This window comes from Tautonia sociabilis (genome assembly GCF_003977685.1).
Taxonomy (GTDB): Bacteria; Planctomycetota; Planctomycetia; order Isosphaerales; family Isosphaeraceae; genus Tautonia; species Tautonia sociabilis.
Genome location: NZ_RYZH01000006.1, coordinates 78,957 through 104,953, shown reverse-complemented (window position 1 = coordinate 104,953; position 25,997 = coordinate 78,957). Strand labels below are relative to the sequence as shown.

Here is a 25,997-nt window from a genome sequence, read left to right as displayed (position 1 = left end):
GGCGGGAGGCTCCCGGGTTCGTCGGAGTCGAACCGCTCTGGAGGGGATCAGGCCCCGGAGGACCGCAGGCGCCACGATCGGCGGATCCGGTCCAGGATGTCGAGAACGGCGATGCTGTGATCGAGGGGCAGCAGCGGGCTCTCGGCTTCGCCGGATCGGAGGCAGCGCATGGCCTCGATGGCCTGGTACTGGTAGCCGTTGCCGGCGATGGGGAGCAGCTCGCTGCGAGTCTTCCGGCCGACGAGGCCGACGATCGGCTCGACGCGGCGGGCGAGGGAGCGGACCATCGGGATCCCCTTCAACCCCGCCAGCCGACCCCCGCCACCGCCGGCGCCAGGACGGATGGGGGACGCGGGTCGAATCGAGAGGCGTTCGGGCCGGAAGACCGGCTCGTGCACCCGGAGCCGGCCCAGGGAGCCGGCGATGACGGCCTCATTGGCGGTCGCTCCCGAGAGGCTTACCGCCAGGGAGGAGAGCCGCCCTCGGGCGTGGAGGAGCGAGACGGCGACGTTCTCATCGACCCCCCCCTGCCCTCGGGCGATGGCGAGCCCGGCGACCTCTTCGACCGGCCCGAGCAGGGTCAGGGCGAAGGAGACAAGGTACACCCCGAGATCGAGCAGCGCGCCGCCTCCCGCCTGGGGATCCCAGAGTCGGCTTCCCTCCTCGAAGACGTAGGGATAACCGATCTGGGCTGAGAGCAGCCGGGGCTCGCCGATCTGCCCGGTGTCGAGGATGTCCACGAGCCGGCGGGTGGCGGGGAGGAACCGCGTCCACATCGCCTCCATGCAGAACACCTTCCGAGCGCGGGCCCGATCGGCGACCTCCCGGGCCTGGTCGGCGTCCAGGGCGAAGGGCTTCTCGCAGAGGACGGGCTTGCCGGCGCCGAGGGCGAGGAGCATGTGCTCGCGGTGGAGGTGGCTCGGCGTGGCGATGTAGACGATGTCGACGTTGGAAGAGGCGACGAGTTCATCGAAGCCGGCGACGGCCCCTGGAATACCGAGGCGGGCGGCGGCCTCCCGGGCCCGATCTGGATTCCGGGAGGCGATCGCCGAGACGGAGGCGTCGGGGACGAACTTCAGGCCTCGGGCGAAGGCTTCGGCCATTGAGCCGGCGCCGAGGATGCCCCATCGGATCGTCTCGGCCATGGTTCGGGACTCCTCGGGAAGCGATGCGGTGCGATCGGCTCGGGTCGGATCGGCGGAGCGGCCTCCAAGGAGATCATCGGGAGCGCTGGCCGATCCGGTGAGGGAAGTGCCCGGGATCAGCCCCCGAGGGCCCAGGGCATGGGCTCGACGGGGTCGAACGTGGTGGTCAAGCGGCGGGGACAGCCCATCGTCCCGGGTTCCTGGAGCGTGAGGACGATTTCGTTGACGTGCAGCGAGAACTGAGCAGAGAGGCGGCAGGGGCGGCCCTCCCGGATGGAGGCGGCCAGCTCGGCGACCCCCCGGGCGAAGTCGCATCGGCTGGCACCGGCGGTCTTGTACTGGAACTTGGGCGTTCGGACGAGCCGCTGGCGGCGGGGGCCGAGGCCGGCCAGCCGGGCGATCGTCGGGTAGCGTCGGGCCCGGTGGGACCACTTCGACCACCGGCTCAGGTAGATGGGTGAGGCGAAGTCCCAGCACTCGACGAGACGGAGCTCCCCGTCGTCTCCGATGACGCGGAGGGCGTGGTCGTGCTCGGCGATGATGCTGTTGGTCACCCGGGCGACGACGCCCGAGGCGAATCGGATGCAGCCGACGGTGAAGTCGGGCGTGTCGGGCGGGTCGAGGGGGCCGTCGGGGTACTTGTCGGGGAGCTGGCAGGAGGCGAAGGAGGTGACCGACTCGGCCGGGCCGAACATGGCGGCGAGCCAGGAGACGGAGTAGCCGGCGTGCTCCAGGGTGCAGCCGACCTCGAACTCGTCCTTCGCCGGCCAGGGGATGCCCGAGGCGCTGAGCCAGCTCCGGTAGTTCTCCCGGTGGATCAGGCCCTCGTCCAGCTCGGAATAGACCAGGCGAACCGGGCCGACGGCCCCCTCTCGGACGAGCTTCCAGAGGGTCTGGGCCGCCTCGCCGAGCACGGTGCTCGGCGCGGAGGCGATCCGGAGGCCGGCGGCCTCGGCGCGCTCGACGAGCTCGACGGCCCTGGGCCATTCGGTCGCCAGCGGCTTCTCGGAGTAGACGTGCTTGCCGGCGGCGAGGGCGGCGGCCGAGACGTCGAAGTGCGCCCTCGGGTTGGTGAGGTTCAGCACCAGCTGGACGCGGTCGTCGGCCAGCAGCTCGGGGGAATCGCGGTAGCGATGGAGCCCGTGGTGGCGGGCGAAGCGCTCGGCACGCTCGGGGTCGCGGTCGGAGACGCCGACCAGTTCCAGCTCAGGATGGTTGGCCAGCGTCGTGACGTAGTAGTCGGCCACATAGCCGCAGCCGACGATGGCGATCCGCATGCCGATCCGAACCTCCGCCCTCCCCGGTGGGCCCCGTCCCGCCGGGGCGTCCGGCGGCATTCTAATTCACGACGGCCGGAAGTGCCAATCGGCCTCCGGATCGGATCGGTGGCCCGGGACGGCCTGAGGCCGAGGAGCCCGGTAGTCGATCGATCCTCCGACCGAGGAGGGCTCCTCCGGTCGTTGCTCGCCCGAGGACGGCTCGGGAAATCAACCACGGACAGCCGGGACGCCTCGCCGAGCCTCCCGGTGCGCTCGGCAGAGGCTCTCGGTGCGCCGAACGGTGCGCTCGGCTGAACCTCCCGGTGCGCCGGACGGTGCGCTTCCCGGAACACCGGGGGGGGCGGAGGGGCGATTGACGTTTTTCCTTAGATCAGAACAGATTACAGAAAATGCTCAGAGAACAGATCTCCGGAACGATGGGTTCGTTCCGCGCCGAGCACGAGGGAGGAATTGGCTTCGTTCCGCGCCGAGCACGAGGGCGGAATTGGCTTCGTTCCGCGCCCCGGGAGGGGACGAGCGGGGGAATGTCCCGAGCATGGGAGGAGCGATCGCGGTGGGTTTGCTGCGGAGCGCCCCTCGGGTTCGGGAAAATGCGCTCGGGACCGGAAGAGGGATGGTCCGGAGGGAAAATCGGGATGCCAGGGAGCGAGGGTCGGGCCGGTGCCCGGGAGGGGAGCGGAGAGGAGGAGGGCGGGGCGATCGGACGGGATCGGCGCGCCCTCTCCTTCCGAGATGATCGGGTCGGACGCTCGGTTCGGTGACCGCTGCTGGGGATCCGGGGGCCGAACCGGCCGGGAGGGGCGGTCAGCCGTCGATGGCCGAGAGGTGATCGGCCACCGCGGCGAGCAGGGGGTTGATTGTGTTGGCCTGGATGTCGTGGGGAGGACGCCACTCGACCCATTCGTGGCCGAGGTGCTCGGTGAGCGTGATCTCCAGGCGGTCGGGGACGGTGGCGAGGAAGATGACGAGGGTCTTGTGGTCGCGCTCGCCGGTCTTCTTGCGGATGGGGGAGTAGACCTCGGTGTAGCGGAAGGTGGGGTCGAGGGCGATCGAGGAGCGGGGGATGCCGGTCTCCTCCTCGAACTCGCGGAGGGCGCAGTCGAGGTCGGATTCGTCGCCGTCGACGCGCCCCTTGGGAAGGTCCCAGCGGTCGTCATGGCGCAGGAGGAGGAAGGATCGGGGAGAGGAGCGGGTCATTAGGAGGATGCCGCAGGCTCGGATGCGTCGCATGGGACTCGATGCGGAGATGAGGGAGCGGGGGGAGCGGACCCGATGCTCAGAGGACCAGGAATCCGGGCAACAGGTCGGAGACGATCGCGGAGCGGGCCGCCGGGATGAGCCCCCAGCGAAACCCCGGACGCCCGAGGGGAGGATCCGCCCCGGGCGATGGTTCTCGGGCTGGGGCCGCTGGGGGCCGATCGGGATGCTCGAACTCGCCCCTCATCCGCTCGTCTTCCCCGATCGGATGGTGACGGCTCCGGGAGCGGTGTTCGATCGATCCAATCGGATCGTCGGGGATTGGCCCCGCTCTGCTTCCCTCCCTCGCCTCCGGGCAGCCGCTGCCCGGCGATCAGGGAGCGGGGTGGGTCTCGAAGCCGAAGAACCGAGTTACCGGGCCGCCGACGGGGTCTCGGCGGCGGCGGGAACGAGCGGGGCCTCCTGCTCGGGGGGCGCCTGACGGGCATCCTTGGAGAGCTTGTGGTCGAAGGCGTCGACGAGGGCGAGCCAGGAGGCCTCGATGACGTTCTCGGAGACGCCGACGGTGCCCCAGACGGCGTCCTTGTCTTGGCTCTCGATGACGACGCGGACGCGGGCGGCGGTGCCGGCCCGGGCGTTGATGACGCGGACCTTGTAGTCGACGAGGGACATCTCTCGGAGGCGGGGGAAGTGGGGCTCGAGCGCCTTGCGGAGGGCGCCGTCGAGGGCGTTGACCGGGCCGTCCCCCTCGGAGACGGTGTGCTCGATAACGTCGCCGATCCGGAGCTTGACGGTGGCCTCGGTGATCGGCTCGCCGCCGTCCCGGGCCTCGACGCTGACGTGGTAGTGCAGGCGCTCGAACCAGTTGCGGTAGCGGCCGGCCTCCTTCTCGACGAGCAGGACGAAGCTGGCCTCGGCCGCCTCGAACTGGTAACCCTCGTTCTCCAGGTCCTGGACGCGGCCAAGCACTCGGGCCATCAGGGCGGCGTCGTGCTCCAGGCCGTGCTCGGCGAGCTTCTCCGCGATGTTCGAGCGGCCGGAGAGCTCGCTGACGAGCACCCGGCGCTCGTTGCCGACGAGCGCCGGGTCGATGTGCTCGTAGCTGCTGACGACCTTGCGAATGCCGTGGACGTGCATGCCGCCCTTGTGGGCGAAGGCGCTGGCGCCGACGAACGGCTGGCCGCTGCGGAAGTTCAGGTTCGCCAGCTCGTAGACGTATCGGGAGGCCTCGGTGAGGTGGACGAGGCTGCCGGGCAGGAGGAGCTCGTAGCCCTCATACTTGAGGGAGAGGTTGGCGATCACGGAGCAAAGGTCGACGTTGCCGCAGCGCTCGCCGATGCCGTTGATCGTGCCCTGGACCTGGGTGGCGCCTCGGCGGACGGCGGCCAGGGTGTTGGCGACGGCCAGCTCGCCGTCGTTGTGGGTGTGGATGCCGATGGGAACGGAGACGGCGGCCTTCACGGCGTCGACGGCGTCGGCGATCTGCTCGGGGAGGGTGCCGCCGTTGGTGTCGCAGAGGACGATCCAGGAGGCGCCGGCGTCGGCGGCGGCTCGGATGGTCTTCAGGGCGTAATCGGGGTTGCGCTTGTAGCCGTCGAAGAAGTGCTCGGCGTCGTAGACGACCTCGGGGCCGTGCGGGGCGGCGGCGAGGAAGGCGACGGAGTCGGCGATCATCCGGAGGTTCTCCTCCAGGGAGACGCCGAGGACCTCCAGGGCGTGCAGGTCCCAGCTCTTGCCGACGACGGTGATGACCGGCGACCTCGCCCCGGCGAGGGCCTTCATGCCCGGGTCGTCCTCGGCGGCGATGTCCCGGCGCCGGGTCATGCCGAAGGCGGCGACTCGGGCGTGGGAGAGGTCGAGATCGCGGACCTCCCGGAAGTAGGCCTCGTCCTTGGGGTTGGAGAGGGGGTAGCCGCCCTCGATGTAGTCGACCCCGAGCTCGTCCAGGCGGGAGGTAATCAGCAGCTTGTCCTGGAGCGAGAAGTTCACCCCCTCGCCCTGGCTACCGTCTCGCAGGGTCGTGTCGTAGATGGCGATGCGGGTCATGGGCGGTCCACCTGGCGCAAGAGCGGTCGAGGTCGCGCGACGAACCATCCTAGCAGAAGTTGGGGCCGCGCGACGACTCCCGGACACGGGGGGATCGGCGGGGTTCGCCGGGATCGTCCCCTGGCCCGGGGGGTGGGATCGGGGCAAGATCGGGGGCCGACCGCGTCCGATCGCCCCCCTCCCCGAGGAGCCCCCCGACCGATGCGAACGCTCGACGAACTCATCGAGGCGATCCACCAGGAGGCCCTCCGGGCCGACTTTCCGATCGACGAGCCGGTGTACGAGGCGTCGGGCAAGGACCCGAGGCGGCCGATCCTGTTTGCCGGGTCCCTCTCGGCGCCGATCTGCTCGTTCGGCCGGGACCTGGGCAAGGACGAGGTGAAATGGGGGCAGCCCCAGATCGGCGCCGGCGGGAAGCTCGTCCGGCAGGGAGTCTACCGCAAGTTCATCGGCGAGCCGACCAACGACGACCCAAGGCTGGAACGGGCGCTGGGGCACGTGCTGCTGTCGAACACCGTGCCGTACAAGCCGCCGGGGAACAAGGCGTACTCGGAGTCGGTGAAGGCTCGGTTCCGGCCGTTCGTCGCGGAGTTCCTGGCGGGGCACTGGTCGGGGAACCGGGTGCTCAGCCTCGGGACCGAGGCGTTCCGGTGGTTCTCGCCGTATGCGGAGCCCGGCGCGGCAGACGAGTTCTGGAATCGGGAGGATCGGTACGAGGCGGAGTTCCCCTGCGAGCTGGTGGCGAAGTCGGACGGTGGGGAAACGGAGATCCGGAAACCGATCGTGGTCTGCCCGTTGCCGCACCCTTCTCCGCTGAACCAGCGGTGGTATCCGAGGTTCTCGGGGCTCTTGAAGGCTCGGCTGGATGCGATCGAGGCGTCATGATTAGTTCCCGAATTCGGGGGGTCCGTAAGGCTTCGGGGTTGTTTGGGGGGTGGGGCGGCGTTAGGTTGAAACGACCGAACGACGACGTTCTCGCCAGCGGGGGGCCCAACGATGCGGAAAGTCCAGATGGTCACCGACCGAGAGCTGGAGATCCTCAAGGTCTTGTGGGCCAAGGGGAGCGCGAGCGTCCGGGAGGTGCAGGAGGAGCTGGTCCGAGATAGCGGGCCGGTGGCCTACAGCACGGTGCAAACGCTCCTGAACATCATGGAGGAGAAAAAAGGGCTGGTCCGTCACGTGGTGGAGGGGAGGACGTTCATCTACTCCCCGAAGAAGTCGCCGGAGCGGACGATCCGGGAGCTGACGAGGAGGTTCGTCGACCGGGTGTTCGACGGGGCGCTGGACCGGATGCTGGTCGCGTTGCTGGACTCGAAGCCGCCCTCGGCGGAGGAGTTCGAGCGGCTCCGGGCGATGCTCGACGCCGCCCAGAAGCACGGTTCCCCGACGCCGGAAGACGGCGAAGGGAACGGACGGGCCAACGGGTCGGCCCGCTGAGGCGGGAGGGCGATCGAAGGGCGCTTGGCTTCGGACCACGCAACAGGGCGATCGGATGGTCGTGGCGATCGACCGCCTCGGCGGGTGGCTGATCGACGTCGGGGTGATGGCGGCGGCCTGGCTGTCGCTGGCGATGGTCGCGGCGGTCGGTTGCCGGCAGCCGATCCGGCGCCGGGACCTGGCCCGGCTGGGCCTGGTCGGGGCGCTGGCGCTGGTGCCGCTCTCGCTGCTTCGCGAGGGCCGGATCGGCCTGTTGAACTGGATGCCCGGGAAGATCGGCTCGATCGAGCCGGGATGGATCGGCTCGGCCGAGATGTCGGCCGCCCTCGTCGGAGTGGGCCGGGCCTTGACGATCGGATACGCGGCGATCGCCTCGGCGGGGATCTCCTGGTCGCTGCTGGGGGCCTGGGCGATGCGTCGGCTGGTGCGGACGGCCGAGGAGCCGTCGCCCGAGGCGCTCCGGCTCTACGAGACGCTTCCGTTTGAAGGAAGATTGGGAAGGCGACCCGCCTTGAAGCGATCCGACCGGGTTGGGAGGCCAGTCCTGGTGGGAGGCTCCCGGCCGACGATCGTGATTCCGACCGACTGGGACCGCCCCGGGGCCGAGCAGGCCGATCGGCTCCGCCTCGGGATGCTCCATGAGCTGGCGCACTCGGAGCGATCGGACCCGCTGTTCCACTGGCTCGCCGGGCTGGCGCAGGCGGTCTGGTTCGCGCTACCGCCCGCGTGGTGGCTGGCGAGACAACTGCGGCTGGATCAGGAGATCCTGGCCGACGATCGGGCGGCCCGGGGGCTGGGCGGGGCCTCGGCCTCGTATGCGAGTTCACTTGTGGCCATGGCCGCGGGGAGGGGGGTGTCGGGAGTCGCCGGGAGGGCCTCGGGAAGGGGGAGCGACCCGGGCGGCTCTCCCCTGGTCCGTCGGGTGGCGATGCTGATCCACTGCCCGTTCCCGATCGAGCGGGAAACACCGCCGTGGTGGCGGTGGTCGCTGCCGCCGGCGGCCGCCTTGCTACTGCTGCTGACCTCCCGGCTGTCGATCGGGGGGTTGCCGGGCGGCTCGGAGCGGGTGGCGTTCCCGATGCGACCGGCAGCGGAGGCCGTGACGTTCCGGATCCGGGAACTGGAGATCGACGCGGCGCCGGTGGGGTCGCCGTTGCGGCTTCCCGCCCCGCTGCCCAGACGGTTCGTCCTGACGATGGACCTGAGGGCCGACCCGGGGTCGCTGGCGGCGATCGCGGTCGCCGGGCATTGCCTGGGGGACCCTTCCCAGCCGATGGCGGGGGTGCCGGAGGGGCCGGAGGTCTGGCGTCGGATCCGGCTGGAGGTCGAGGAGGGCTCGGCCCGGCTCTGGATCGACGGCCGATCGGTGCCGACCACCTCGCTCCGGGAGGAGGATTCCTCCTGGTTCTCGATCCTGCCGCCCCCGGAACGGCCGATCCGGATCCGGGACCTGGTGCTGGAGCCGATCGAGGAACCGTTCCGGCGGGAGGTCCCGATCCAGGAGGCCGATCGAGCTGACCGAGGGGAGTCGCCGGGGGCCGTCAGCGGGAGGAACCCTCGGCCATCGCCTCGAAGAGGCCCGTCATGAAGGCGGGTAGGTCGTCCGGGGTCCGGCTGGTGACGAGGTTCCCGTCCCGGACGCAGGAGGCGTCTTCCCAGAAGGCGCCGGCGTTCTCGACGTCGTGGCGGATGGCGAAGAAGCCGGTGAGGCGCCTCCCCTGAATCGACTTGGTGGAGCAGAGCATCCACGGGCCGTGGCAGATGGCGGCGACCACCTTGCCGGAGCGGACGGCCTCGGTGACGAGGTCGACCATCGGCTGGCATCGCCTCATGTGGTCGGGGGAGTAGCCGCCGGGGACGACGACCGCGTCGAAGTCCCTCGCGCTCACCTCGGCGGCGGAGACGTCGGCCTGGGCGGGATAACCGTGCTTGGAGGAATACGTCTCGCCGGCCTTCGGGCCGACGATCTTGACCTCGCATCCGGCCTCCCGGAGGCGGAGGACCGGATACCAGAGTTCCAGGTCCTCGTACAGCTTCTCGACCAGGACGGCGACGCGCTTGCCCTTGAGTTGGTTCATCGTCGGGAATCCCTCTTGGCTGCGTTGGGGTCGGCTCGCTCTCGATTGTGATCGCGAAGGGACGCGGAGCGGCCGGATCGCCGCCAGTCTAGCGACCGGGGCGATCGGCCGTCGAGGAATCGGGAGGAGCAACCTCCGGGCCGAGGAGGGGACCCGCCGCGTGCCGGGAATCGGATCAGGAGGCGGGAGCCGGCTGGATCGGGGAGGGCTTGCCGGTGAGGTCGGCCATGGCGGCCTCGATCCCCTGCTCGAACGAATAGGGCGGGTTGTAGCCGAGGACGCGACGGGCCTTCTCGATGGAATAGTCGAGGTTCAGTCCGAGGAACTTGTAGCGGGCCTTGTTGATGATCGGGGGTCGCTTGGCCCCCCGGGCCTTGGCGATCCCCTCGACCACGGTCGCCAGCACCTTCGCAAGCTTCAGGGGAATCTTGCGCGAGGGAGGCTCGAGGCCGGCAAGCTCGGCGACTCGCGAGACGAACTGCCGCTTGGAGATGCGTTGACCATCCGTCAGGTTGAAGACCTCGCCGACGGCGGCGGGGACCTCGGCGGCGAGGAAGATGCCGGCGACGAGGTTTTTGACGTAGATGCAGTTGAGCGCCTGATCACCGGAGCCGAAGTAGGTGAAGGTCCCCTTGCGCAGGGCGTCCAGCAGCTTGGGCAGGACGGTGCGGTCGCGCTCGCCGTAGATGAAGCCCGGACGGACGACCGAGACGGCCAGGCCCCGCTCGGCATGGTAGCGGAGGGCCAGTTGCTCGGCCTCGGTCTTGGATCGGGTGTAGGCGTCGAGGGAGTTGGCCGCCGGCGGGGTGGTCTCGTCGGTCCCGTGGTGGTCTCTCCCCTCGTAGACGCCCAGCGAGCTGACGTGGACGAACCGGGAGACGTTCGCGGCGACCGAGGCGTCGAGCAGCAGGCGAAGGGCCTCGACGTTCAGACGGCGGAATTCCTCCAGAGTGCCCCAGTCTCCCACCTTGGCGGCGCAGTTGAAGACCCAGTCGGCCCCCTCGCAGCCGATCCGGAGCGAGGCGGGGTCTTCGAGGTCGCCAAGCACCTTCTCGACGCCCCAGCGGTCGAGCCAGGTGGTGTCGCTGGTAGGCCGGACCAGCGCCCGGACACGGTGGCCGCGCCGGAGGGCCTCCTCGACGGCGTGGCTACCGACCAGGCCGCTGCCCCCGGTGACGAAGATGGTCTTGGACGGGTCGCTCATGGGGCCGCTCCGGACGGACGGTGGGGCGCGGCGACGCCCGGCCGATCCCGGCCGGCGGCGGCGCCGGGGCATTTCGAGCAAAGGCTACCCCAGCGCCGGCCTGGGTCAAGCGGCCCGGCGATCCCGGGGCCAGGTCTGGCGTCGGCCGATCGGCTCGGTGTAGCCTGGAAGGGTACGCGCGTCCGGCGGCCTCGATCCGAGGAGGCTGCCCAGGTTGACAGGGGGGGCGAGGGCAGACGAGAATGCCCCGTCTCCGTCCCCCTCACGGCGAGCGCGCCCGCGGAGGATCGGACCGATGGCCAGCGACTCCCGATTGAAGCCAGGGGAACTGGAGGGGTACCGCAAGGCCCTCCTCTTCCTCCGGGCCCGGCTCCAGGGGGACCTCGATCAGATGACCGAGCAAGCCCTGCACCGGGGGGGCGAAGGGGGCAACGGTAACCTGTCGACCATGCCGATGCACCTGGCCGACCTGGGAACGGACAATTACGAGCAGGAGTTCACGCTCGGGCTGATCGAGAACGAACAGGAAACCCTGGGAGAAATCTCGGAGGCGCTGGCCCGCCTGGACGGGGGAACCTACGGGATCTGCGGCGGCTGCGGCAAGCCGATCGCCAAGGCCCGGCTCCAGGCCTTGCCCTATACCCGGTATTGCATCGAGTGTGCCCGGGCGCACGAGGGGCCTTCGGCCTAGGGCTGATTCGGACGATCCCGACCCGAACCCCGGCCCGGGCCCGGCCCGGCCCGGCAGGACGCCAAGAGGCTCGGCGATGGCAATGGAGACTCGGTCGCAGTCCGGCATCCAGGGGGATCGGGACGCTCGCCCGGCGGTGCCGGCCTCCCGGTGGGTGCTCTTCTGGGCGCTGGCGCTGGGGGGAGCGGCCTTCGACCTGACGACCAAGGCGGTGATCTTCGATTGGGTCGGGCCTCCTGGGTCCCCGGCGGCGTCGGTCGTCGGCGAGGTGGTCGAGCTGCGGACGAGCTACAACACCGGGGCGCTCTGGGGAATCGGCGGCGAGTTGTCGTTCAGCAGCCTGATGTTCGCGGCCCTGTCGATCGTGGCGGCGGTGTTCATCGTGTACTGGCTGTTCGTGCTCGGGCACGCCTCGGATCGCTGGCAGACGATCGCGCTGGGGCTGATCATGGCCGGGGCGATCGGCAATTGCTACGACCGGCTGCGGTTCGGCCACGTCCGGGACTTCGTGCACGTGCACGTCGACTCGATCGGGTTCGACTTCCCGATCTTCAACTTCGCGGACAACATGCTGGTGATCGGCGCCATCGGGCTGATGCTGCTGGCGATGCGGCCGGAGCCGAAACCGCCCGAGACGAGCCCGGAATCGTGAGCCTCCCGGGACTCCGGAGTCACGACACGATGCCCCCTGTACGCCCGGTGAGGGACGCGCTACAGTAGGGGGGCGTTCGGGGTCCATCTCCCCAGGGTCGTCCGCGGTGCACGACGCGGCCCGGCCCGGCGGACCCGGGACGTACGGCATCCCGCTCGATCACAACGGTTCTAGAGGACCAAACGATGCGCACGCGAACCTTGCTGCTGGCGATCGCCTTCGCCGTCCCCGCCCTCGGCTTCATCGCGCCGGAGGAGCCGAAGCTCGACTCGGCCAAGTGCCCGGTCTCGGGAGGCCCGGTGAAGGCCGCTCAGAAGGTCGACTACAAGGGAGCGACCGTCTTCTTCTGCTGCGCGAAGTGCCCGGCCGCCTTCACCGCCGACACCGAGAAGTTCGCCGAGAAGGCCAACGCCCAACTGGTCGCCACCGGCCAGGCCGAGCAGCTCTGCTGCCCGCTCTCCGGCCGCCCGGTCGACGAGACCAAGACGGCCGAGATCGCCGGCGCGACGGTCGCCGTCTGCTGCGGCAACTGCCTGGCCAAGGTCGAGGGGGCCGAGGACGCCGAGAAGCTCACCCTGATCTTCGCCGCCAAGCCGTTCGAGAAGGCGTTCAAGATCAAGGAGAAGGAGTGACCTCTGTTGTCGCTCCCACCCGGATCGACCGACGGAACCCCGTCTGACGACCACTGCCGCCCGCCGCAGGCCTCACCGGCCCGGCGGGCGGCTCGCGTTTCCGAGGGAGAGCCGGGACGGGATGGTCAACCGACGTCGTAGTAGAGCGAGAACTCGAAGGGGTGGGGTCGGACCCGGACGGCCTCGACCTCGTGCTGGCGCTTGTACCAGATCCAGGTGTCGATGATATCCGGGGTGAAGACGTCTCCCCGGAGGAGGAAGGCGTGGTCGTCGGCCAGGGCGTCGAGGGCGGCGTCGAGGGATCGAGGGGTGCCGGGAACCTCGTCGAGTTCCTCGGGTCCAAGTTCGTAGATATCCCGGTCGAGCGGCTCTCCCGGGTCGGCCCGGGTCAGGATGCCGTCGATGGCGGCCATGAGCATGGCGGCGAAGAGGAGGTAGGGATTGGCGGAGGCATCGGGGCAGCGGTACTCGATCCGACGGCCGTCGGGGCCGGGGTCGTGGACCGGGACCCGGATGATCGCTCGGCGGTTGCGGCGGCTGTAGGCAAGCTTGGTGGGAGCCTCGAATCCCTCGACCAGGCGCTTGTAGCTGTTGGTCGTCGGGTTGCCGAAGGCGCAGAGAGCCGGGGCGTGCCGGAGCAGGCCGCCGACGGCGTGCATGGCCAGGTCGCTCAGGCCGGCGTAATTGTGGCCGGCCATCAGGGAATGCCCCTCGGAGCGGAACGAGAGGTGGGTGTGCAGCCCGGATCCGTTCTCGCCAAAGAGCGGCTTGGGCATGAAGGTGGCCGACTTGCCGTGGCGTCGGGCGACGTTCCGGACAATGTATCGGGCAAGCATCACGTGGTCGGCCGCCTGGACGAGCGACCGAGGCAGAAGGTCGATCTCCCCCTGACCGGCGGTGGCGGCCTCGTGGAAGTGAGCGCCGGTGGCGATCCCGCAGTCCCCCATGATCTGCGCCATCTCCGTGCGCAGGTCGGACAGGCTGTCCATCGGCGGACAGGGAAAGTAGCCGAGGGTGGAGCGGGGCTTGTAGCCGAGGTTGCCGGCCCCGGCGCTGCCCTGGTTCCAGGAGCCCTCGTCGGAGTCGATGTGGTAGAAGGCCTGGTTGGTGGTCTGGTCGAATCGGACCGAATCGAAGAGGAAGAACTCCAGCTCGGGGGCGATCCGGCAGTCGTCGGCCAGGCCGAGATCGAGCAGGTGCTGGACGCTCTTCAGGGCGATGTTGCGCGGGTCCCGGGTGTAGTCCTGCTGCGTGACCGGGTCCTGGATGTTGCAGATCATCGTCAGCGTCGGCCGAGACGCGAACGGGTCGATCAGCGCCGTCTCGGGCTGGGGGACGACCAGCAGGTCGGCCTCGTTGATCGCTCGCCAGCCGAGGACGCTGGAACCGTCGAAGGGAATCCCTTCCTCGAAGGTGGCCTCGGTCAGCGAGTCGGCCGGGATGGCAAAGTGCTGCCAGACGCCAGGGAAGTCCATGAACCGAAGATCGACCGTGAACACCTCGCGCTGGCGGATATATGCCAGGACCTCTTTCGGGCTCACGCCAACACTCCCCCGCGACCGGCCGGTCGCCACTGGCCGGCCCTCGGCTCTGGACCGGCGCCCGCTCCCTGGCCTCCCGCCAATGGCGGGCGACAGCCGAGAGCTTAACCGACCGGCGCTCCCCTGACCAGACCGGCCAACCAAGGCCGGAGACGGCCACCGAGCCGGTCGGATCACGACGATCGAAAAAAACGCGCTTGATTCTCCGGCGGGGGGGCGATATTCTGAAGATACCACGGTTGAGATTGAATCTCAATCACATCCCACCCGGCCCCCCCCCACGAACCCTGCTGCCGATCTCCGGAGGGACGACCGTGTCGCGAACGGTCCTGACCACAATGCCCGGCTCGGCCCCGTACCGGAGGCTCCAGGTTTCCCTGGAACAGGACGGGGACGGAAAGCTGTTGATCTGCCTGGCCGAGCAGGATTACGCCGAGGGGATTGGCTGGTTCACGCAGCGATCGCTGGCGCTGGACCCGAGGCAGTGGGCGCGGTTGCAGGCGGCGCTCGGCTCGGCCGAGGCCCGGGAGGCGATCGTGCCGGCGGCCGAGGAGCGTCCGGCGACCTTGCCGTTCCCCGGGCCGAAGCCTCCCCATCGGTTCCGGCTGGCGGCCGGAGACGGCTCGGAGTGAGGCTGATTGCCGGGGAATCGGCGCGGGAGGGGCTCGGGCCGCTGTCGAGCGACGAACGGCCCGGGAATCCTCGATGTCGGCAGTTTCCCTCCCGGATCAACCCGTGCGCTGCTGGGCTCGGGGAGCGGCGCCGAGGGCCAGGTCCTGTTCCTCGAGGATCTTGGAAAGGTGGTCGGCGGTGTCCTGCTCCATCTGGCAGATGTCCTCGAGCAGGTTCCGGAGGCCGACGTCGCGGTCCTCGCACATTTGCACGGCCTCGGTGTAGAGCGCGACGTGGTGGCGCTCCATCTCCAGGGAGTTGCTCAGCATCTCGAGCAGATCGGTTGTGACCTTCACCTCGCCGCGCTCGACGGTGGTCACGCCGCCGAGGGCGGCGATCTTGTCTCCGATTTTGTGCGCGTGCTCCAGGGCTTCCTCACCCTCCGCTCGGAAGAACTCGGCGTAGACCTGTCGCCAGGTGCCTCGAACGAGGAAGCTGTACTGGGTGTACTGGATCAGCCCGGCGTACTCCCACTTGAGGATCTCGTTGAGCTTGTCGATCATCGCGGCGCGGTCCATGATCCCTCCTTTTTGAATGGACGTGATCGCCCGGCGGGCATGGGACCGAGAGGCCGGCGATCAGGGGACATGACCACTCCATTCTAGGCCATCGGGCCGGATCACTCCAGGTGGGCTGGGAGGAGGAGGGGATGACCGAGGAGGACACCCGGGGGGTCGGGGGACGTTTCGTCGTGCTGGAGCACCGTTGGCGGGGGGTCCACTGGGACTTCATGCTCGAGCGGGGGGGCGTGCTGGCGACCTGGGCGCTGTCGGCCGCTCCGGGGCCGGAGAGCGAGGCCGAGGCCTCCCCCCTGCCCGATCATCGGCTGGCCTACCTCGACTACGAGGGCCCGATCTCCGGCGACCGGGGGGAGGTCCGGCGCCTCGACCGGGGGACCTACGAGTCGATTCAGTGGGAGGAGGACCGGGTCGTCGTTCGCCTGCTCGGGGATCAGGTCATCGGCGAGGCGGAATTGCTCCGGGGCTTCGGCAAGGGCCGGTGCTCATGGCGGTTCCGGATGGGAAAGTTCATCTGAAGGACGCGGCGGGTCGGGAGCGTGAGCCGGGTGACCCGGCCGGCGTCCTGGTCGGATCGGCCGCTGATGTAGAGCCGGCCGTCGAGGATGACGACGCGCTCGAGCACGACATCGCCTCGGGCGGGAGAGGGGGAGTAGCGGATGAAGGCGACCGGCTCGCCGTCCACAATGCGCCAGTCGACGTCGAGGCCGTAGGACTGGAGGCGATGGATGATGGGGGCGATCACCTCCTCGGGGGAGACGGGCATGGCGCCGGCCCGGATCTTCTCCAGGGTGAGGGCGACGGTGCGATCGTCGGCGACCTGAACCCGGGCGATCGCCCAGACGAGGGAGGTGAACGGGCCTCGATCGTACTTGAAGGCGAGGGTCACCCGGTCGAGGTCGAAGGCGACCAGGGGGTCTCTCACGCCATCGGGGAGGAACTCGGCGAAGTGTGTGACCAGGTGTTCGGCAAGCCAGGCATTGACCTCCTCGTCGGAGAAGCTGGCCTCCCAGTGGGCCTCATTGACGATGTCGTTGCGAAGCTGGAAGGTCTGGGAGACGAAGCGGTCCGCCTCGACCCGTCGGTGGGTCCGGTCGACCTGGGCACGCTCCCGGTAGAAGGCGGGCTCGTAGGTCAACGACTGCCAGGCGGCCAGCGAGAAAAGGGTCCCGAGGACGACCAGGGCCGCGACGATCGCGACGATCCTGCGCTTCCGTGTCGCACGCATTGATGGTCCTCCGGGTGACCAGGACCCTTGGGGACGGAGCAGGGCGATCGCGAGGAGGAGGGAGAAGCGATGTCGTTAAGATCGGACCAATCGGGAGCATAGAATCAGCCTCAAATCCCGTCAATTCGGACCGACCGGCGAGATCGGAGCCGAGAGGTCGATGGCTCCCCTCGCCAGGGGATGGAAATCGTCGCCAATTCGGGCCCTGGACCGTTGACGGGGCGGGCGAGTTATGCGCGAATGGCAAAGAAGCGCATAACCGAGGCCGATGGGGTCGACCGCCATCCGAGGCGGTCGAGAGCGGCCCAGGGGCCTGTCGCGGCGGAGCCGAATCGCGATGCACATCCCCGATCACGTGCTGTCCCAGCCGGTGCTGATTGCTAGCGGAGCGATCGCCCTGGGGGGCTTCTCGCTGGGGCTGAAGCGGCTGGAGCGGAGGCTGAGGGACCGGACGGTGGTCCTGATGGGGATCATGGCCGCGTTCGTCTTCGCGGCGCAGATGGTGAACTTTCCGCTGCTGGTCTTGCCGGCGTCGGGGCACCTGATCGGAGGGGTGCTGGCGGCGGTGATGCTCGGCCCCTGGGCCGGGGCGGTGGTGATGGGGACGGTGCTGCTGGTGCAATGCCTGCTGTTCGCCGACGGCGGGATCCTGGCGTTGGGGGCGAACTTCGTCAACCTGGGGCTGATTGCCAGTGTCGGCGGGTATGCGATCTACGACCCGATCCGGCGGGGGGTTGGCGGCCGGGCGGGGGTGATGCTGGGAGCGATGGTGGCGGCCTGGTTCTCGGTATTGCTGGCGTCGTTGGCCTTCGCGATCGAGCTGGCCGGCTCGGGATGGTGGGAGCAGTTGCCGGAGGTCCTGGGCTGGATGGCGTTGGTGCACGCGGCGATCGGCCTGGGCGAGGCGATGATCACCGGCCTGGTGCTGAGGTCGGTCCTGGCGGTTCGGCCCGACCTGATCTTTGGCGTCGTCGAGCAGGGGGATGCCCCGCCGCGATGGGGGAGGGTGGCGCTGGCCGGACTGGGGGTGGCGCTGGCGGTGGCGGCGTTCCTGGCGCCGATGGCCTCGCCGCTGGACGACGGCCTGGAGTTCGTCGGCGGGCGATTGGGGTTCCTCTCGGGGGAGGAGCCGGCGATGATCTCGGGCCCGATGGCCGACTACTCGCTGAAGGGGCTCCCCGACATCGCCCCGGTGACGGCCGCGGCCGGGCTGATCGGAACGGTGACGGTCTTCGCCGCGGGATGGTTCCTGGGGAGGGCGTCGACCGGGATCGCGAGCCGGCTGGAGCGAAGCCCCGAGGGTCCCCGGAGCGGCGGGGAGGGCCCGGAACCCCATGCGGCTTGACTGGCTGGAGGGGCCGGGGTCGGCCGGGGGTCCGTTGCACCGGCTCGATGCCCGGGTGAAGCTCGCAGCGGTGGTCGGCTTCGTGCTGGCGGTGGTCCTCGTCCCGATGGGGAGCTGGCGGCCGCTGGGGATCGCCGGGATGGTGCTGGCGGGTCTGGTCGGGCTGTCGGGGGTCGCGCCGAGCCTGCTGCTGCGTCGCATCGCGGCGCTGATGCCGGTGGTGGTGGTGCTGGCGGCGGTGATCGCGCCGACGCACCCGAAGGCGTCGGCGCTGGGGGCCTGGGCGGTCGGGGGGACGATCGTGGCGAAGAACGCGCTGACGATCGGGGCGATCCTGCTGTTCGCCCGAGTGACCTGCTTCCGATCGGTGCTGGGGGCTCTCTCGTGGTTCCGGGTGCCTCCGGCGCTGGTGGCGACGCTCCACCTGATGTATCGTTACCTCTTCGTCCTCTCCGACCAGCTCGGCCGGATGGCCCGGGCGAGGCGGTCTCGGTCGTTCCGGAGGTCGCGGTGGGCGGAGTGGCCGCTCGGCGCCGGTCTGATCGCGGCCCTGATGCTCCGGTCGTTCGAGCGGGGAGAGCGCGTGCACGCGGCGATGCTCGCCCGGGGCTGGGACGGCACCGTCCGCAGCCTCGACGGACCCGACCGCCCCGAGACCCTTCCCCCGACATGACCGAGCCCCTCCCCGCCGACCACCCCCCGGCCGCCGTGCTCGTTCGGGGCCTGACCTACCGCTATCCCGACGGCCGAGAGGCCCTGCGGGGGGTCGACCTGGAGATCCGTCCCGGCGAGACCGTCGCCCTGGTGGGGCCCAACGGCGCGGGGAAGAGCACGTTGCTGCTGCACCTGAACGGCCTGCTGCCGGGACGGGGGGCGTCGGGGTCGGCTCCGGGAATCGGGCACGGGCACGACCTGCCGGGGATCGGCAAGGGGAGGAAGCGAGAGGCTGAACCGTCGGTCTGGATCGACGGAATGCCGGTTGACGACCGCCACGGGCCGGAGATCCGGCGCCGGGTTGGGCTTCTCTTCCAGGATCCCGACGACCAGATGTTCAGCCCGACGGTGATCGAGGACGTGGCCTTCGGCCCGCTGAACCTGGGGCGCCGGAAGGCGGAGGCGAAGCGGATCGCCCTGGAATGCCTGGAACGCGTCGACCTGGCCGACGCCAGCGACCGCCCGCCGCATCACCTAAGCTTCGGCGAGCGCAAGCGAGCCTGCCTGGCTGGGGTGCTCGCCTGCGAGCCAACGGTACTGGTGCTGGACGAGCCGACGGCGAACCTCGACCCCCGGTCTCGGCGCAAGTTCTCGGCCTTGATCCGGTCGCTGCCGGCGACCAAGTTGATCGCGACGCACGACCTGGAATTCGTCCTGGAGCAGTGCGACCGGGTGGCCCTGCTCGACGCCGGCCGGGTCGTCGCCGACGGCGATCCCGAGACGATCCTGGGGAACGAGGCGCTGATGGAGGCGCACGGCCTGGAGCTTCCGCTCTCGATGCGGCTGGGTAGGGCGATCAGCTGAGGCTCAGCCCTCGGAGAGGAGGGCCTCCCAGCCGTTCACCTCCAGCGTGCGCTCACAGAGCGACTGGAGCCGTTCCACGTCGGCGATGGCGGTGATCGCGGCGGCGGTCTCCTCGTCGGGGGGCCCGAACCGCTTGGTCCCCAGTCGGATCAACGTCTGGCGCACGCCCTCGGCTCGACCGGCCTGGAGGCCCTCGGCTCGGCCGGCCTGGAGGCCCTCGGCTCGGCCCTTGTCGACGATCATGCGATAGGAGAGGGAGTCTTCGAGGATCTTGGACATGGCGGTCATCCTCTTGAGCGTCTCCGGGTCGTACTTCAGCCCCATCAAGAGAAAGGTGGCGAGCCAGAAGTCGTTGGCCTCCCGGCCGGCATCTCGGCGGAGCCGGTCGTGGACCTCTCGGAGGACGACAGGGAGGTCGGCGGCCGCCTCGTCGCTCAGGGGGGCGAGCGGGAGCGTCCCGAGGCCACCGGAAAGGAGGAGGTCGAGAGGAAGCTCCCAGGCTCGAAGCACGTCGAAGCGGAAGCGGTGATTCTCCCGGCCGTCGGGGAGGAGGTGCCGGAGCTCTCCGGTCAATCCAGGGCCGTCGGCCTCGCGTCGGAGGAGGAAGGCGATGCTCTGGACGGGAAGCCCATGCCGGTAGCGGACGAGGAGATTGTACCGCTGGAGTCGGAGGGGGAGCGCGGGGTCGTGGCTGGACTGGAACTCGACGTGAACGAGCCAGGGGGGCTCGGACTCGACCTGGAGGATCTCGTCGGCCTCGCTCACCACGGTCGCAAGGTCGGCGTTGAGCAGTCGGGCGGGGCCGGCCTCGCGTCCCAGCAGCAGGCGGAGCCAGGACGCGGGGTCGGCCTCGAGGAGCTTCTTGACGGTGGCGTCGTACGGCTTGGTCGCCATCGCCGGGGAGGCTCGGTCAGAGGGCCGGGCCAAGCAGATCCTTGACGGCCTCTCGCTCTTGCTCGAGCTCCCGGGCGGAGGCGTCGATCCGGGACCGGGCGTCGCCGTCGAGGGGGAGGTCGGGGACGATCGACCAGGCCTGGCCGTCGATCGATCGGATGGGGAAGGAGTACATCAGGCCGCCGGGGACGCCGTACGGGTTGCCATCGGAGACGACGGCCACGCTGTGCCAGTCCTCTCCCTTGGTGGGGAAGGAGGCGGATCGGACGCTGTCGAGGGCGGCATTGGCGGCGGAGGCGGCGGAGCTGGCCCCCCGGGCCTTGATCACCGCACCGCCTCGCTTGGCGACGGTGGGGATGAACGTCTCGGCAAGCCAGGAGTGGTCGGGGATGACCTCGGTGGCCGGCCGGCCGGAGATCAGGGCGTTCTTGTAGTCGGGGTACTGGGTGTCGGAATGGTTGCCCCAGATCGTCATCCGAGAGACCTCGCCGACGTTGACGCCGGCCTTGGCGGCGAGCTGGGCCTTGGCCCGGTTCTCGTCCAGCCGGGTCATGGCGAACCAGCGATCGGCGGGGAGGTTCGGGGCGTGCGATCGGGCGATCAGGCAGTTGGTGTTGCAGGGGTTGGCGACGACCAGGACTCGGGCCCTGGGAGCGACCGCGTTGATCGCCTGCCCCTGGCCGGTGAAGATCGGGCCATTGGCCCGGATCAAGTCGGCTCGGCTCATCCCCTCCTTGCGGGGAAGCCCCCCGACGAGGATCACCCAGTCGGCGTCGGCGAACGCCTCCTCGGCCTGGTCGGTGGCGGTCACGCCGTGGAGGAGCGGGAAGGCGCAGTCCTCCAGCTCCATGAGGGTGCCGTTGAGGGCGCCGAGGGCGGGAGTGATCTCCAGCAGGCCGAGCGTCACCGGCTGGTCGGGGCCGAAGAGGCCGCCGCTGGCGATCCGGAAGAGCATCGCGTAGCCGATCTGTCCGGCGGCGCCGGTGATGGCGACCTTGATGGGCTGGCTCATAAACGGGGGGCTCCGTAGCGGTTCGAGACGCCGCCCGGGGCGGCCCCGGCCTCGACGCGACGGCCGCGGAGGCGGGCCTCTCCGGGCCTCGCCCTCGATGATACCACGACCTCCGCCGGATTCCTGGCCCGCGTCCCCCGGAATCGTCCCCGAGAGGCCAACAGGCGGCGGTCAAGCCGGTTCGTCGGCCGGGCTCGGCTTCGGCTTCGGCTTCGGGGGTGCCGAGGCGGCCCGCAACTTCGCCAGCATCAGGGCCATCTCCCGAGGCAGGTGCCGGGCGCCGGCCAGCAGGACCAGCCCCCCCAGGGCGATCGCCGGGACGACGACGAGCATGCCGGCGGTCAGGTTGCGATACGACCCGTCCTGCTGCTCCACGGGCGTGATGCCCAGCCGGGCAAGCCGCTCGCCGATCCAGGAGGCCATCACCTCCGGGTGACCCAGGGAGTCGGACACCAGGCCCATCAGCCCGGGGGACCACAGGTCGCCGAGGAAGTGGATGAAGAAGATGGAGACGGCGTAGGCCACCCCCCTCATGTTCGGGGTGACGACGTTGGAGATCACGGCGTTGCACGGTCCGGTGTTCATGAACATGAGCATCTCGGCGAGGAAGACGGCGCCGATGACCACCGGGACGCTCGAGCCAAAGAGCCCGATCAGCACGAAGGGGATCGACAGGAGCATGGCCGAGCCCGGCACGAGGAAGAGAGCCCTGGGGTTGGACCGGGAGAGGCGGTCGGCCAGCCAGCCGCCAAAGCCCATGCCGAGGATCGCCGCGAGGAAGCCGGTCCCGCCGACGATGAGGGTCGCCGTCTGCTCCTCGAACCCCTTCACGCGCTGGAGGTACGACGGCAGCCAGAAGGCGAACCCGCCGAAGGCGAAGGTGAAGGAGGCCATGCCAAAGACGACGTAGGTGTAGGAGGAGTTGACCATGAGGTCCTGGTAATCGGCGGCCGTCGGCCGGACCTTCTCGGCGGCACGGGCGCGTTCGGGGTCGACATCCTCGGTGCCTCCCCGGATCGGCTCGGGGAGGAACATCAGGCACACCGAAGCGATCAGGCCCGGCAGGCCAACGACGAGGAAGGCCATCCGCCAGCCGGCCCAGACCTCCAGCGGCGTGCCGACGAGCACAGCCTCGCTGGTGCGGGCGATCCAGGCCGAGCCGAAGACCCCCAGGGCGTATCCGATTGGCATTGCCATGTAGAAGGCCGACATGGCCCGGGCACGCCATTCCCGGCGGAAGAGATCGGCCAGGAGTGTGGGGGCAAGCACGCCGTAGGTCCCCTCGCCAATGCCGAGGACCAGGCGGGCGGCGGCCAGTTGCGGGTAGTTCTGGACCAGGGCGGTGCCAACGGTCGCGATGCTCCAGATCCCCACCCCCCCGGCCAGCAGCCAGGTGCGCCGGACCCGGTCCCCCGCCCAGCCGACGACGGGGCCGACCACGCTGAGCGTCAGCAGGAAGAAGAAGTTGAGCGAGCCGGCGGGGAAGTCGGTCAGCTCCAGGTCGCGCTGAATGCGGGGGAGTACGCCGGTCAGGGCCCAACGGTCGAGGTAGTCGAGCAGGTGGATGACGAACAGGACGGCGAAGCTGGACAGGGCCCAGCGCAAGGCCGGGCTCGACGTTCGGTGGCCATCGGCCGGTTCGGGGCGCCGATCGGGCGCCGATTCGGTCGTCTCGTCGCGTCCTAACACGGTTCGACCCCTCTTCTCGGGGCGGATCGGGCCCGATCGATCGCCGGGTCGGACCGGGTCGCCCTCTTCAGCGGAACCGATGCTACGCCATCGCGGCGGGGCGATCCAGGGGAGCGAGCTCCCCCGGTCCCACCGACGAACCGACCGGATCCTGCGATCGGCGGGACCGATCGTGCCAGGCCTTCGCCAAGAACGACGAATCGGGCTCGCCGAGCGCGTGCCGGCCGCCGGAGGGGGATCGGGATGGGCGCGTCGCGTCGACTGACATACACTCGCGTCGGGGGGAGGCTGTGGTCCCCTCGACGGCCTCGAGGGCCGGATCGCGACAATCCCCCCGAACGCGACCGTTTCCACCTTCCCGAGGGCTTGGCGATCGGGCCTCGACCATGCAGCCAACCAGAGCCGGGGGCGTCATCCGGACGATCCTCCCCCACCTGATGACCATGGCCGCCACGCTGGTCGTCTCGGCGATCTTCTTCGCCGGGTCCGGATCCGGGCGTTCGAATCCGGCCGCTCCTCCGGGGACAGACGGCCCGACCTACCACGATGCCGCCCGTCCGGCGTTGATCGATCCGGGGCCAACCGTTGCCGGCGGCCGGGTCGACGCAGCGCCGCTGCCGGTCGCCCTCGACCCGGAGGAGCACAACAACATCACCGTCTACGAGGCCGTCAACCGGAGCGTGGTGAACATCTCCACCTCGGCCACGGTGCGGGGGCTCTTCCAGGACACGGAAGTCTCGGGGTCGGGCTCGGGGTTCGTGATCGACAAGGATGGGCACATCCTCACGAATCACCACGTGATCGAGGGAGCCGACGTGGTCCAGGTCGGCCTGTATGACGGCTCGGTGCTCGACGCGAGGCTGGTGGGGACGGATCCGAGCAACGACGTGGCGGTGCTGCGGGTGGCCGCTCCGCCGGAGAAGCTGTTCCCTGTGGAGTTGGGCACAAGCAACGGGCTGAACGTCGGTCAGAAGGTCCTGGCGCTGGGCAACCCGTTCGGCCTGGAGCGGACCCTGACGACGGGGATCGTCAGCAGCCTCGACCGCTCGCTGGAGGCCAAGAACGGTCGGATGATCCGGGGGGTGATCCAGACCGATGCCTCGATCAACCCGGGGAACTCGGGTGGTCCCCTGCTCAACACCAGGGGAGAGGTCATCGGCATGACGACGGCGATTTACAGCAAGGTCGGCCAGTCGGCAGGGATCGGCTTCGCGGTGCCGATCGACATGATCCGGCGCGTGCTCTCGCCCCTGATCGAGCGCGGGTTCGTCGAGCGGGCGACTTTGGGAATCGCTCGGGTGTACTCGCTCGATGAGGGACTGCTCGTGCTCGGCGTCGAGCCCGGCGGGCCGGCGGATCGAGCTGGCATCCGGTCGCTGAGGATCCGGTACGTCCAGGATGGCCCGTTCATCCGTGCTCGGATCGATCCGGAGTCGGCCGATGTGATCGTGGCGATCGACGGCGTTCGCGTCCGGAGCGTCAGCGAGCTGCTCACCGAGGTCGAGTCGCACCAACCGGGAGAGACGATCGATGTCACCATCCTGCGTCGCGGGGGGCGAGAAGACATCCCCGTGACGCTGGGCCGAACCATCATCCGCTGACTCCCTGGGGAACTCCCTCGGAAAAACCCAGCGCCGGCGCGAACATCCCAAGAAGACGCGCCGTCTAGGGACGTGTACGGCGACGAGGGAGGACGATCGGGACGGGAGTCCCGAGGCCTCCCCGGTCGGATCGCAGCGAGGGACGGGGCGATGCCGAGGTTCCTGAACATCCCGCGATGTGCGGAGCCGAAGGCGGGTCGGCCCGGGTTCCCGGCTTCAGGGATGCGGCCCGTCTCTCGCGATCGCCTTCAGACCTGACGGACGACCGCCATCCCGCGAGTCATCGCGGCGGCCCGGTCGTCCCCGATGGAGGCGGCCGGGCCGCTGGCGTTTCGTCTCCCGCATCATGGGTCGGTCGCTGAGATGGTCGAGCGGCGGCCTGAAAAGCCGCCGACGTGGAATCGAGCGCCACCCGACCCACTCCGCGTCCCGGTCGCCGTCCGGCCTGTGGTTCAGCGGCGGAACACGCGGCCGAGAATCGTGAGGCGGAGGTTCGACTCCTCCCAGGCCGTTCCGATCGGTCCCATCGCATGAGCACACTCCTGGGACCAGGATGCGAGCGGCAGCATGCCCGGCTCTTAACCGGCGACGTGAGGGTTCGAGCCCCTCTGGTCCCACTTCTGAGCAATTGCAGATTGCACTGGTGTTCCAGCGGCGAGGATACCGCCCTCGTAAGGCGGTGGCGTGGGTTCGAGTCCCACCCGGTGCCCTCGGCTCCTTGACAAGTCGGCGACTGAATCGCGTGCCCATGATGTAGCGGTAGCCTACCGCCTTGCCATGGCGGACGTGCGGGTTCGACTCCCGCTGGGCACTTCTCGAGAGAATCGAGAGGCGAGCGATCGGGGCGTGGGAAAGGCTGGGAATCCGCCTGGTTCGGGTCCAGGAGAGCGCCGGTTCGAATCCGGCCGCCCCGACTGATCGAGTCGAATTCAGACTGGTGGGGCCTGTGCTGGTACGGGCGTCCGGCTGTTACCCGGAGTGTCGCAGGTTCGATTCCTGCCGCCAGTGCTCTCGTGCTTGACGTGCAGGAAGGGCAAGCCGATCGGAGACGGCAGCCGCCTCGAACGCGGCCGAGCGATGAGCCTTGGGGGTTCGACTCCCTCCCCTTCCGCTGGAACATCCGTGTCCCTGGCCGATCGGCACAGGCACCGGCTCCCCACACCGGACAGGCGGGTTCGACTCCCGCGGGGCACACTCGGGGATTGGCGAATCGGTAGGCCATCGCCCTCTGAAGGCGACCGTGGAGGTTCGAGTCCTTCTCCCCGAACCTGGACGTGATGATGTGTGTCTCCTTCATCGTGATCCATTCGCGGACCCGCCAACCCGGCCGAGCGGCCCGGCGAGGATCGGGCGATCGAGGGATCGACTCCCTCCCCGGGGATCGCAGGCCGATCGATCGAGAGGGGGGGAGAGGACATTCATGGCCCGGTAGGCTAACTGGCAACGCCGCCCGCCTCAGGAGCGGGAGAATGGGGGTTCGAATCCCTCCTGGGCCACTCGGATCGGCCGAGATCGATCCGAAATCGGCAACGCCTTCGTGGAGCAGCCTGGAGTGCTCGCCGCCTTGTCACGGCGGAGGTCATGGGTTCGAATCCCATCGGGGGCGCTCGGATTGGA

24 protein-coding genes and 12 tRNA genes are annotated in these 25,997 nt (G+C 69.6%); 24 read left to right on the top strand and 12 right to left on the bottom strand.

Going from position 1 to position 25,997, the window contains the following annotated elements; genetic code table 11:
* Positions 1–47: 47 nt before the first annotated feature.
* The 4 genes from TsocGM_RS04855 to cimA all read right to left on the bottom strand — a co-directional run bounded on the left by TsocGM_RS04855 (position 48) and on the right by cimA (position 5,668).
* Positions 48–1,145, bottom strand: a complete 1,098-nt coding sequence (locus TsocGM_RS04855) for a Gfo/Idh/MocA family protein (RefSeq protein ID WP_126724179.1) — start codon at positions 1,143–1,145, stop codon at positions 48–50.
* A gap of 116 nt (positions 1,146–1,261) precedes the next feature.
* Positions 1,262–2,422: a Gfo/Idh/MocA family protein gene (locus TsocGM_RS04850; protein ID WP_126724178.1), complete on the bottom strand. Its 1,161-nt coding sequence runs from the start codon at positions 2,420–2,422 to the stop codon at positions 1,262–1,264.
* An 807-nt stretch (positions 2,423–3,229) separates the two neighbouring features.
* Positions 3,230–3,655 carry a bis(5'-nucleosyl)-tetraphosphatase gene (locus tag TsocGM_RS04845; protein ID WP_126724177.1) on the bottom strand — a complete coding sequence of 142 codons (426 nt, stop codon included), beginning with the start codon at positions 3,653–3,655 and terminating at the stop codon, positions 3,230–3,232.
* A gap of 378 nt (positions 3,656–4,033) precedes the next feature.
* On the bottom strand, positions 4,034–5,668 hold the full coding sequence (cimA, locus tag TsocGM_RS04840) for a citramalate synthase (protein WP_126724176.1): 1,635 nt from the start codon (positions 5,666–5,668) through the stop codon (positions 4,034–4,036).
* Positions 5,669–5,869: 201 nt separating this feature from the next.
* Here cimA and TsocGM_RS04835 point away from each other — a divergent pair, with 201 nt between their 5' ends.
* The 3 genes from TsocGM_RS04835 to TsocGM_RS04825 all read left to right on the top strand — a co-directional run bounded on the left by TsocGM_RS04835 (position 5,870) and on the right by TsocGM_RS04825 (position 8,693).
* The gene (locus TsocGM_RS04835) at positions 5,870–6,553 is read left to right on the top strand and encodes a uracil-DNA glycosylase family protein (protein ID WP_126724175.1); all 684 of its coding nucleotides are present in this window, start codon (positions 5,870–5,872) and stop codon (positions 6,551–6,553) included.
* Positions 6,554–6,664: 111 nt separating this feature from the next.
* Positions 6,665–7,105: a BlaI/MecI/CopY family transcriptional regulator gene (locus tag TsocGM_RS04830; protein ID WP_126724174.1), complete on the top strand. Its 441-nt coding sequence runs from the start codon at positions 6,665–6,667 to the stop codon at positions 7,103–7,105.
* A 61-nt stretch (positions 7,106–7,166) separates the two neighbouring features.
* Entirely contained in the window at positions 7,167–8,693 is a 1,527-nt protein-coding gene (locus tag TsocGM_RS04825) for a M56 family metallopeptidase (protein ID WP_158633380.1), read from the top strand.
* Here TsocGM_RS04825 and TsocGM_RS04820 read toward each other — a convergent pair.
* Positions 8,647–9,183, bottom strand: coding sequence for a type 1 glutamine amidotransferase domain-containing protein (locus TsocGM_RS04820; protein ID WP_126724172.1), 537 nt, complete (start codon positions 9,181–9,183; stop codon positions 8,647–8,649). The two genes, TsocGM_RS04825 and TsocGM_RS04820, sit on opposite strands and share 47 nt — an antisense overlap.
* A 175-nt stretch (positions 9,184–9,358) precedes the next feature.
* Positions 9,359–10,387: an NAD-dependent epimerase/dehydratase family protein gene (locus tag TsocGM_RS04815; protein WP_126724171.1), complete on the bottom strand. Its 1,029-nt coding sequence runs from the start codon at positions 10,385–10,387 to the stop codon at positions 9,359–9,361.
* Positions 10,388–10,682: 295 nt separating this feature from the next.
* Here TsocGM_RS04815 and TsocGM_RS04810 point away from each other — a divergent pair, with 295 nt between their 5' ends.
* From TsocGM_RS04810 to TsocGM_RS04800, 3 genes are all read left to right on the top strand, one after another.
* Positions 10,683–11,078: a TraR/DksA family transcriptional regulator gene (locus tag TsocGM_RS04810; RefSeq protein WP_126724170.1), complete on the top strand. Its 396-nt coding sequence runs from the start codon at positions 10,683–10,685 to the stop codon at positions 11,076–11,078.
* A 76-nt stretch (positions 11,079–11,154) separates the two neighbouring features.
* The gene (gene lspA / locus TsocGM_RS04805) at positions 11,155–11,730 is read left to right on the top strand and encodes a signal peptidase II (RefSeq protein WP_233578336.1); all 576 of its coding nucleotides are present in this window, start codon (positions 11,155–11,157) and stop codon (positions 11,728–11,730) included.
* A gap of 185 nt (positions 11,731–11,915) precedes the next feature.
* A complete protein-coding gene (locus tag TsocGM_RS04800; protein ID WP_126724169.1) occupies positions 11,916–12,362 on the top strand; it encodes a YHS domain-containing protein in 447 nt (148 codons plus the stop codon).
* A 125-nt stretch (positions 12,363–12,487) separates the two neighbouring features.
* Here the strand turns inward: TsocGM_RS04800 and glnA are convergent, their stop codons facing one another.
* Complete coding sequence (gene glnA, locus TsocGM_RS04795) at positions 12,488–13,903, bottom strand: type I glutamate--ammonia ligase (protein WP_126724168.1); 1,416 nt, start codon at positions 13,901–13,903, stop codon at positions 12,488–12,490.
* Between the two features lie 314 nt (positions 13,904–14,217).
* Here glnA and TsocGM_RS04790 point away from each other — a divergent pair, with 314 nt between their 5' ends.
* Positions 14,218–14,535, top strand: coding sequence for a hypothetical protein (locus tag TsocGM_RS04790; protein ID WP_126724167.1), 318 nt, complete (start codon positions 14,218–14,220; stop codon positions 14,533–14,535).
* Between the two features lie 96 nt (positions 14,536–14,631).
* Here TsocGM_RS04790 and TsocGM_RS04785 read toward each other — a convergent pair whose 3' ends face one another.
* Positions 14,632–15,093, bottom strand: coding sequence for a ferritin-like domain-containing protein (locus tag TsocGM_RS04785; protein WP_126724166.1), 462 nt, complete (start codon positions 15,091–15,093; stop codon positions 14,632–14,634).
* Between the two features lie 131 nt (positions 15,094–15,224).
* Between TsocGM_RS04785 and TsocGM_RS04780 the strand changes: the two genes are divergently transcribed.
* A complete protein-coding gene (locus TsocGM_RS04780) occupies positions 15,225–15,611 on the top strand; it encodes a DNA polymerase ligase N-terminal domain-containing protein (RefSeq protein ID WP_126724165.1) in 387 nt (128 codons plus the stop codon).
* Here TsocGM_RS04780 and TsocGM_RS04775 read toward each other — a convergent pair.
* A complete protein-coding gene (locus TsocGM_RS04775; protein ID WP_126724164.1) occupies positions 15,527–16,321 on the bottom strand; it encodes a hypothetical protein in 795 nt (264 codons plus the stop codon). The genes TsocGM_RS04780 and TsocGM_RS04775 overlap by 85 nt on opposite strands.
* Positions 16,322–16,658: 337 nt before the next feature.
* Here TsocGM_RS04775 and TsocGM_RS04770 point away from each other — a divergent pair, with 337 nt between their 5' ends.
* Genes TsocGM_RS04770 through TsocGM_RS04760 form a run of 3 tightly spaced genes read left to right on the top strand, consistent with a single transcriptional unit; the run spans position 16,659 to position 19,184 of the window.
* The gene (locus TsocGM_RS04770) at positions 16,659–17,666 is read left to right on the top strand and encodes an energy-coupling factor ABC transporter permease (RefSeq protein ID WP_126724163.1); all 1,008 of its coding nucleotides are present in this window, start codon (positions 16,659–16,661) and stop codon (positions 17,664–17,666) included.
* Positions 17,656–18,339, top strand: a complete 684-nt coding sequence (locus tag TsocGM_RS04765) for an energy-coupling factor transporter transmembrane component T family protein (protein WP_126724162.1) — start codon at positions 17,656–17,658, stop codon at positions 18,337–18,339. The genes TsocGM_RS04770 and TsocGM_RS04765 overlap by 11 nt, the downstream gene beginning before the upstream one ends.
* Positions 18,336–19,184 (top strand): energy-coupling factor ABC transporter ATP-binding protein, encoded by an 849-nt coding sequence (locus tag TsocGM_RS04760; protein WP_126724161.1) that lies wholly within the window; start codon positions 18,336–18,338, stop codon positions 19,182–19,184. The genes TsocGM_RS04765 and TsocGM_RS04760 overlap by 4 nt, the downstream gene beginning before the upstream one ends.
* A 3-nt stretch (positions 19,185–19,187) precedes the next feature.
* Here the strand turns inward: TsocGM_RS04760 and TsocGM_RS04755 are convergent, their stop codons facing one another.
* The 3 genes from TsocGM_RS04755 to TsocGM_RS04745 all read right to left on the bottom strand — a co-directional run bounded on the left by TsocGM_RS04755 (position 19,188) and on the right by TsocGM_RS04745 (position 22,695).
* Positions 19,188–20,078, bottom strand: coding sequence for an RpnC/YadD family protein (locus tag TsocGM_RS04755; RefSeq protein WP_126724160.1), 891 nt, complete (start codon positions 20,076–20,078; stop codon positions 19,188–19,190).
* Positions 20,079–20,094: 16 nt separating this feature from the next.
* The gene (locus tag TsocGM_RS04750; protein WP_126724159.1) at positions 20,095–21,090 is read right to left on the bottom strand and encodes a malate dehydrogenase; all 996 of its coding nucleotides are present in this window, start codon (positions 21,088–21,090) and stop codon (positions 20,095–20,097) included.
* A 171-nt stretch (positions 21,091–21,261) separates the two neighbouring features.
* Positions 21,262–22,695, bottom strand: a complete 1,434-nt coding sequence (locus TsocGM_RS04745; protein WP_158633379.1) for a spinster family MFS transporter — start codon at positions 22,693–22,695, stop codon at positions 21,262–21,264.
* 470 nt (positions 22,696–23,165) lie between these two features.
* Between TsocGM_RS04745 and TsocGM_RS04740 the strand changes: the two genes are divergently transcribed.
* The 13 genes from TsocGM_RS04740 to TsocGM_RS04690 all read left to right on the top strand — a co-directional run bounded on the left by TsocGM_RS04740 (position 23,166) and on the right by TsocGM_RS04690 (position 25,986).
* Positions 23,166–24,380 carry a S1C family serine protease gene (locus tag TsocGM_RS04740; RefSeq protein WP_126724157.1) on the top strand — a complete coding sequence of 405 codons (1,215 nt, stop codon included), beginning with the start codon at positions 23,166–23,168 and terminating at the stop codon, positions 24,378–24,380.
* Between the two features lie 348 nt (positions 24,381–24,728).
* Positions 24,729–24,800, top strand: a tRNA-Phe gene (locus tag TsocGM_RS04735).
* A 21-nt stretch (positions 24,801–24,821) separates the two neighbouring features.
* Positions 24,822–24,892 (top strand) — tRNA-Leu (locus tag TsocGM_RS04730).
* Positions 24,893–24,924: 32 nt separating this feature from the next.
* Positions 24,925–24,997 (top strand) — tRNA-Lys (locus TsocGM_RS04725).
* Between the two features lie 20 nt (positions 24,998–25,017).
* Positions 25,018–25,089: transfer RNA gene (locus TsocGM_RS04720), tRNA-Thr, on the top strand.
* A gap of 33 nt (positions 25,090–25,122) precedes the next feature.
* A tRNA-Gly gene (locus TsocGM_RS04715) sits at positions 25,123–25,193 on the top strand.
* Positions 25,194–25,220: 27 nt separating this feature from the next.
* A tRNA-Pro gene (locus tag TsocGM_RS04710) sits at positions 25,221–25,294 on the top strand.
* A 19-nt stretch (positions 25,295–25,313) separates the two neighbouring features.
* Positions 25,314–25,388: transfer RNA gene (locus tag TsocGM_RS04705), tRNA-Asn, on the top strand.
* Between the two features lie 19 nt (positions 25,389–25,407).
* Positions 25,408–25,491: transfer RNA gene (locus TsocGM_RS25825), tRNA-Ser, on the top strand.
* 11 nt (positions 25,492–25,502) lie between these two features.
* Positions 25,503–25,574: transfer RNA gene (locus TsocGM_RS25820), tRNA-Gly, on the top strand.
* 1 nt (position 25,575) lies between these two features.
* Positions 25,576–25,647 (top strand) — tRNA-Gln (locus TsocGM_RS04700).
* Between the two features lie 155 nt (positions 25,648–25,802).
* Positions 25,803–25,876: transfer RNA gene (locus TsocGM_RS04695), tRNA-Leu, on the top strand.
* A 35-nt stretch (positions 25,877–25,911) separates the two neighbouring features.
* Positions 25,912–25,986 (top strand) — tRNA-Asp (locus TsocGM_RS04690).
* Positions 25,987–25,997: the final 11 nt, after the last annotated feature.